Origin of the sequence: Escherichia sp. KCJ4928 (assembly GCF_004352695.1) — a bacterium.
Taxonomy (GTDB): domain Bacteria; phylum Pseudomonadota; class Gammaproteobacteria; order Enterobacterales; family Enterobacteriaceae; genus ECMA0423.
Window position 1 is genome coordinate 1 of the sequence record NZ_SJWV01000529.1, and the last position, 660, is coordinate 660.

Genomic DNA, 660 nt, shown 5'->3' on the forward strand with positions numbered 1-660 from the left:
CGGCCACAACCGGATGTACGGGCCGGAACAGACGGAATACCGCCTCCGTTTTTTCGCGAATATTCTGTGCCTGTGCAGGAGAAGGCTGAATACCGGCCATATCCCATTCATGGCAGGGCTCCGTTTTATCGGCCTGCGTCACCACAAACAGTACCCGCTGATGTCCCCGGTGCAGTATGTGTCGCCAGAAATACTCATCCACAGACAGGGCACGGTCATCGGCTTTAATCAGCCACAGCACCAGGTCAAGTTCAGGCAGAATGTCACGGTACAGGGCCTCATACTCTGCATCCCTGTCCCGGCTCTCGCCCACCCCGGGCAGGTCAGTGATAACGATGCTGTGACCGTGGCCACTCAGACGGAAGCGCCGCACTTCCCGGGTGCCGGCGTGAACATCACTGACCGGGGTGACCTCCCCCTGAAACAGTGCATTACAGAGTGAAGATTTACCGGCCCCGCTTTTTCCCATAATGCCAATCACGGGTTCGTGGCTGGTGAGTTTGCGCAGATGTTCCAGGATGTGACGGGAAAGTGAGTAAGGCAGGGAGGAGAGCGGTTTTTCAATTGCCTCAATGGCATCAGACGGATTCATACATGTATTCCCGGTGAAAAAAGACAAAACCCCGCGCACCGGAAAGGTGGCGGGGGATTCACGGAGAT

1 protein-coding gene is annotated in these 660 nt (G+C 56.4%); it reads right to left on the reverse strand.

What is annotated here, in order from left to right; translation table 11 throughout:
• Positions 1-592, reverse strand: a 592-nt coding sequence (locus E0D98_RS25345) for a GTPase family protein (RefSeq protein ID WP_096955618.1), incomplete at its 3' end; no start/stop codon positions are given.
• Positions 593-660 lie beyond the last annotated feature (68 nt).